The organism is Microbulbifer taiwanensis (assembly GCF_014904815.1).
Taxonomy (GTDB): domain Bacteria; phylum Pseudomonadota; class Gammaproteobacteria; order Pseudomonadales; family Cellvibrionaceae; genus Microbulbifer; species Microbulbifer taiwanensis.
This window is the reverse complement of sequence record NZ_JACZFR010000022.1, coordinates 23,126-29,334: the sequence shown is the minus strand read 5'-3', so window position 1 is coordinate 29,334 and position 6,209 is coordinate 23,126. Positions and strand designations below refer to the sequence as shown.

Below are 6,209 nucleotides of genomic sequence, written 5' to 3'. Positions count from 1 at the left end.
GTTCGGATGCCTCAAAGGAACACTCCGGCACGTTCAAAGAGCTGGAACAGAAGCGGGGCAAGATCAAGAAGAAGATTCGCCAGTGCCTGAATGAGTATAAAAGACTCGATGGCCGGAAGCCCAAAGAGCGAGAGAGGAAGCAGCAGCTCGCCCAGGCTTCGGAAACCCTCAAGAAGCACTTCGACAAGATAGACCAGTTCCTAAAGACGGCAGCCCCAAGGATGGGGCAGGGCAAGAAACCGGCAGAAGTCAAAAGTAATATCACCGACAACGAATCCGCCAAGATGACCACCAGCAAGGGTACCATCCAGGGCTACAACGGCGTTGCAGCGGTTGATAAAAAGCATCAGGTCATCGTCGATGCGCAGGCCTTTGGCGCCGGACAGGAACAGCACACCCTGAAGCCCGTGCTCGACAGCATTCGCGAACGCTACCGGCGCACCCGGATCAGTGACGACATTCTGGCAGCCGGTGTCATCATCACCGCTGATACCGGATTCTCCAGTGAGGAGAACAATGACCATATAAAGGAAGAAGGCGTCAACGCCTATATCCCGGACAACCAGTTCCGCTCTCGGGACAAAGCCTTTAAGGATCAAAAGGAAAAGTACGGAAAGCGCCACCAGAAGGAGGTCAAGGGGCAGCTCAAGGTTATCCCGGCCCGAGAATTCCAGTTCGACACCAAGCGCAAAAGCTGTATCTGCCCGGCAGGCAAGGCCATGTGGCTAAGCTGCGAAGAAAATATATCCAAGGGCAAAAAGAAACTGCACTTTGAAGGCAATCTCAGTGACTGCCGAAGCTGTCCTATAAAGCAGCGCTGTATGCGCAACCCAGAATCCGCAGACAGCCGTGAGGGACACGGCCGGCAGGTCTCGATCACCGTCACCAATGGTCGCACCGGCACCGACTGGATGAAGCGACGTGTCGACAGTCGCCAGGGCAAGGTGATTTACGGCCACCGTATGTCGGTGGTGGAGCCGGTATTTGGCAACATCGGTACCAATAAGGGGCTGGATCGGTTCTCGTTGCGTGGCCGAGATAAGGTTCAGGGGCAATGGCAGATGTTCTGTTTGGTGCATAACATCGAAAAATTGATGAATTACGGAGCGATTCATTAAATTCACAGGTATATCCACAGAACCACTCGTTTGACTGCGCGGAATGAGTGATTGTGTAAAAGGGTTATGCTTCTTAAATCGTGATCATCAATAATTTAAGATTGGCTGTAGAACGACTTGCTCGTGAATGCCTACTGACACGTGATGTCAGTAGCCAAGCCTTAGAATTGTCATTCAACTGATAACTGAGGCATTGACATGATCAAGAAAGGCGACATTGATAGCATCGGCGGCATGGAGTTCGCGACCTTCAGGCTGAAAGAAGGTGTAACAGAAGCAACATTAGTGGAGCTATCTAACAGAGTAGAGCTGGATTTTCTTAGTCAGCAAGATGAGCTGATTCTTCATTTTCTGGTTCGTGGCGCAAATGGCACTTATGCCGATGTGGCTATCGCCAGTTCGCAGGAAAAGGCTGAGGAGTATTGCCAGCAGTGGTTGAGTGACAAAGTGGCTCTGGAATACTTGGAGCTTATCGACAAAGAATCTGTAAACATGACGTTCTGGACGAGAGTTCACTAGAGCTCTGGCAGGCGACTGTGATGTCAAGCCGGTAGTTTGACATCACATCACTCTTTCCCCAGTAAATCCCGTCTCTCACCATCACACTACATTCTGAGCTACCTTTGCTCACCCGAACTCCAGCTCTAGATCCTGCAATGCTTCCGGCCATAGCGCAAAATTCCCTCCAAAAGCCCCAATACTGCACTATCGTTTCCTCTGTTTAATACCCGATTGATAAAGCCGCCCTGTACGCGACAGAGGATATAGCGCCGTGGAAAAAGACGACCGCAACCGCACCACCAATGATGCCGGTATTCCCGTAGCCAGTGATGAGTATTCCCTGACGGTGGGCGCGGATGGCCCGATTCTGCTGCAGGATCACTACCTGATAGAGCAGATGGCGAACTTCAACCGCGAGCGGATTCCGGAGCGGCAGCCCCATGCCAAGGGATCGGGCGCCTTCGGCTATTTCGAGGTGACCCAGGATGTGAGCGCCTATACCAGGGCGGCGGTGTTCCAGCCGGCCACCAAAACCGACACGCTGATCCGCTTTTCCACCGTAGCCGGCGAGCAGGGCAGCCCGGATACCTGGCGCGATCCGCGCGGCTTTGCACTGAAGTTCTACACCACGGAGGGCAATTACGACATGGTGGGGAACAATACACCGGTGTTCTTTATCCGCGACCCGATGAAGTTTCAGCACTTTATCCGTTCGCAGAAGCGCCGCGCGGATTCAGGCTTGCGAGATCACGATATGCAGTGGGATTTCTGGACCTTGTCGCCGGAATCGGCCCACCAGGTCACCTGGCTGATGGGGGACCGGGGGATTCCGAAGAGCTATCGTCATATGAATGGCTATTCCAGCCACACCTATATGTGGGTCAACGAAAAGGGCGAGCGCTCCTGGGTCAAATACCATTTCAAGACGGACCAGGGCATCGACTACCTGACCCAGGAGGAAGCCGACCGCCTGGCCGGTGAGGACGCCGATGCCCACCGCCGCGACCTGTTCGACGCGATTGCCCGCGGCGACCACCCCAGCTGGACCCTGAATGTACAGATAATGCCGTTCGAGGAGGCGCAGGATTACCGCTTCAACCCCTTCGACCTGACCAAGGTGTGGCCCCACGGCGACTACCCGCTGCGGGAAGTCGGCCGCCTGATCCTGGACCGCAATCCGACCGATTTCCACACCGAGATCGAGCAGGCTGCCTTCGAGCCTAACAATGTCGTCCCCGGTATCGGCTTCAGCCCGGACAAGATGCTGCAGGCGCGAGTCTTTTCCTATGCGGATGCGCACCGGGCGCGCATGGGTGTGAACTACAAACAGATACCGGTGAACGCCCCCAAGTGCCCGCGGCACGGCTACAGCAAGGATGGCGCCATGCGGGTAGAGAATGTGTCCGATCCTGTCTATGCCCCCAACTCCAGGGGTGGGCCCGAGGCCAATCACAACTATACGGAAAAGTGGGAGGCCAGCGGCGAGTTTATGCATGCTGCTTATACGCCGCACAGTGAAGACGACGATTTCGTGCAGGCGGCTGCCCTGGTGCGGGAAGTAATGAACGATGCGGGGCGGGATCGGCTGGTGTCCAACGTGGTGGGCCACCTGAAGGCGGGTGTGTCCGAGGAAATCCTCAAGCGTGCCTTCGCGTACTGGCGCAATGTGGACACAGATATCGGCGACAGGATTGAAAAGGGTGTCAGGGGCAACTGAAGGCGCGGGATACGCGACGTGCGGTGTCTTTCTGTCCCGGGAAAGGCTGCTGTTGTTGCAGGGGGCCGGTGCCACCGGATTGTCACACCTTCGCGTTAGGCTGCGGTGCGAGTCGATCGACAACGAGAGTTTGCCGCGATGCACCTTGCCATCCAGTCTCCCGTCAACGTTATCTGCATGAAGTGGGGCGACAAGTACGGCCCCGAGTATGTGAACCGCCTGTATCGCCAGGTCAGTCGCTGGCTGCGCTTGCCGCACCGATTTGTGTGCCTGACGGACAAGGTTGACGGGCTGCTGGACGGCATAGAGACGCTGCCGATTCCCGACCTGGGTATCGAAGGGCGCCTCGGCAATACAACCTGGCGCAAGCTCGGTGTCTTCAGCAACCGGCTCGGCAATCTGGAGGGGCCGGCGCTGTTTCTGGATCTGGATATAGTGGTCTGCTCGGATCTGACCCGCTTTTTTGCCTACCAGCCGGATCATATCTGCATCATTCACAACTGGATCTCACCGCACAAGACGCTGTTGCGCCCGCGCCCGGAAATTGGCAATTCCTCGGTGTTCCGCTTCCCGGCCAATGAGTGCAGTTACATTGTCGAGCACTTCCAGGCGGAAAAAGAGCAGGCGCTACAGCAGTGGTGGCCGCCGCAAACCTATCTCACCGAGCGCATCCGCGACCGCATGGCCTACTGGCCGGACAGCTGGGTGCGCAGTTTCAAATTTCACTGCCGCCGCGGTTTCCCCCTCAATCTTGTGTTGCCGCCGCGCACGCCGGAGCGGGTTGGGGAGCCGAGTATCGTTGCCTTCCACGGACTGCCCCACCCGCACCAGGCGCTACAGGGCTACGAGGGCAAGCGGCCGCACCATTTCACCAGGCCCGCGTCCTGGATCGGCGAGCACTGGGCGGACTGAAACGCGCAGTGCCTTCAGCGCTGTTCCCCCCGCAACCCCAATACCTGCTCCTGCAGGGTTTCTGCTTTTGCCGCCGCCGCATCCAGCGGTGGGCCCGCCACCACACTCACTTTCGACCAGAATCGTTTCGGCCAGGTGGTAAAGGCGTGGCCGTCCCTGTGGCTGAAGAAGCTGCCCCAGAGACCGCGCAGGGCCATGGGAATCACCGGCACCGGGGTTTTCTGCAGGATTTTCTCGATGCCGGCCTTGAAGGGCCCCAGTTCGCCGTCCTTCGTCAGCTGGCCCTCCGGGAAAATGCACAGCAGGTCGCCGTCCTTTAATCCCTGTTCGATGTCCTCGAAGGCCTTTTCATAGCCCTCCGGGTCCTTCTGCCTGGAGCAGATGGGAATGGCGCGACCGGTCTTGAAGATAAAGTGCAGCACCGGAATCTCATAGATGGGCTTGTACATGATAAAGCGGATGGGACGGCGCACGGCGCCGGCCAGCAGCAGGGCATCCACGTAACTGACGTGGTTGCAGGCGATGATGGCGGGGCCCTCCTCGGGGATCTGCTCCAGGCCCTGGTGCTTTACCCGGTACATGGTGTGGGACAGTAGCCAGATCAGCAGGCGCATGGCGAATTCCGGTACCTTGCTGAACACGAATATGGCCACGGCGGCGTTCATCAGCGCGATGATCAGGAAGAACTGCGGAATCGTCGCCTTCAAGAGGTTGAGGAAGACGATACCCAGCACCGCGGCGATCACCATAAACAGCGCGTTCAGCACATTGTTTACGGAGATGATCCGCGCGCGGATCGACGCTTCCGAGCGCGCCTGCATCATCGCGTAGAGGGGCACTATGTAGAAGCCGCCGAAGATGCCGATCATAGTGAGATAGAGGAGAATCGACAGGGCGCCGTCGGCGGCCCAGAAGCTGGCCAGGGTCGGTTCCACGAGCGGTGCGAAGCTGCTGCCGGTGATGCCCAGGGCGACACCGGACAGGGTCAGGCCGGCGGCACCCAGGGGCACCAGTCCCAGTTCGATACGGCCGCCGGAGAGGCGTTCACACAGCAGCGAGCCCAGGGCTATTCCGATGGTAAAGGTGCACAGCAACAGGGTGACCAGCGACTCGCTGCCGCCGAGCACGTTTTTGGTGAAGCTGGGAATCTGCGTCAGGTAGGCGGCACCCTGTAGCCAGAACCAGGAGATACCGATAATTGCGTAGAAGACCGACGGCGTCTTGGCCGCCTCGCGCAGCACACTCATGGTCTGCGTGGCCGGATTGAAGTTCACTTTCAGCTCCGGCGCCGGGGCTGCGGCCCGGGGAATGGCGCGGCTGGTCAGGTAACCGCACAGGGCGGCGCCCATGATCACCAGGCCCAGGTAGAGGATGCCGCCTTCTCCGGCATCGGTCATACCCGCCAGCAGGCCGCCGACAATGGTGCCGCCGAGGATGGCGACGAAGGTGCCCATCTCCACCAGCGCGTTGCCGCCCACCAGTTCGGTCTTCTTCAGGTGCTGGGGGAGGATGGCGTACTTCACCGGGCCGAAAAACGCCGACTGCACACCGAGCAGGAAAAGCACCGCCAGGCACAGGTTGTTATTGCCGCTCACCAGGGCAAATACGCCGAAGGCGCCTATGCCGATTTCCACCAGCTTGATAATGCGGATCAGGCGGCTCTTGTCGTACTTGTCCGCCAACTGGCCGGCGGTGGCGGAAAACAGGAAGAAGGGCAGGATAAACAGGCCCGCGGCCAGGTTGATCAGTGCATTGGCCTCGCTGGCGGCGAGGCGGAAGGCGATCATCACGATCAGCGCATTCTTGAAAACGTTGTCGTTGAAGGCGCCCAGGAACTGGGTCAGGAAAAACGGCAGAAAGCGGCGGCTGGCCAGCAGCTGGAATTGGTTCTTGTGGGCCATGGACGACGTCCCCTCAATCGGTTTCGCCCTATGGTACGCCAAAAGCAGGCCGCTGGGCTA

The 6,209-nt window shown here is 58.4% G+C and carries 5 protein-coding genes; 4 read left to right on the top strand and 1 reads right to left on the bottom strand.

The genetic code is table 11. The annotated features are described in order from the left end of the window. The 4 genes from IG627_RS07695 to IG627_RS07680 form a co-directional block, all read left to right on the top strand. Positions 1-1,118 (top strand): transposase (locus IG627_RS07695; RefSeq protein ID WP_193191775.1); only part of this gene is annotated, 1,118 nt, incomplete at its 5' end. A gap of 198 nt (positions 1,119-1,316) precedes the next feature. Then, positions 1,317-1,637, top strand: coding sequence for a hypothetical protein (locus tag IG627_RS07690; RefSeq protein ID WP_193191774.1), 321 nt, complete (start codon positions 1,317-1,319; stop codon positions 1,635-1,637). Between the two features lie 253 nt (positions 1,638-1,890). Next, positions 1,891-3,336, top strand: coding sequence for a catalase (locus IG627_RS07685; protein ID WP_193191773.1), 1,446 nt, complete (start codon positions 1,891-1,893; stop codon positions 3,334-3,336). 138 nt (positions 3,337-3,474) lie between these two features. Next, positions 3,475-4,248 (top strand): glycosyl transferase, encoded by a 774-nt coding sequence (locus IG627_RS07680; protein WP_193191772.1) that lies wholly within the window; start codon positions 3,475-3,477, stop codon positions 4,246-4,248. Between the two features lie 14 nt (positions 4,249-4,262). Here the strand turns inward: IG627_RS07680 and IG627_RS07675 are convergent, their stop codons facing one another. Continuing rightward, positions 4,263-6,149, bottom strand: coding sequence for an MFS transporter (locus IG627_RS07675; protein ID WP_193191771.1), 1,887 nt, complete (start codon positions 6,147-6,149; stop codon positions 4,263-4,265). Positions 6,150-6,209: the final 60 nt, after the last annotated feature.

Bases quoted from the DNA above. Each gene is read 5' to 3' on its own strand.
- IG627_RS07690 (WP_193191774.1), top strand. From the start codon at position 1,317: ATGATCAAGAAAGGCGACATTGATAGCATCGGCGGCATGGAGTTCGCG.
- IG627_RS07680 (WP_193191772.1), top strand. From the start codon at position 3,475: ATGCACCTTGCCATCCAGTCTCCCGTCAACGTTATCTGCATGAAGTGG.
- IG627_RS07675 (WP_193191771.1), bottom strand. From the start codon at position 6,149: ATGGCCCACAAGAACCAATTCCAGCTGCTGGCCAGCCGCCGCTTTCTG.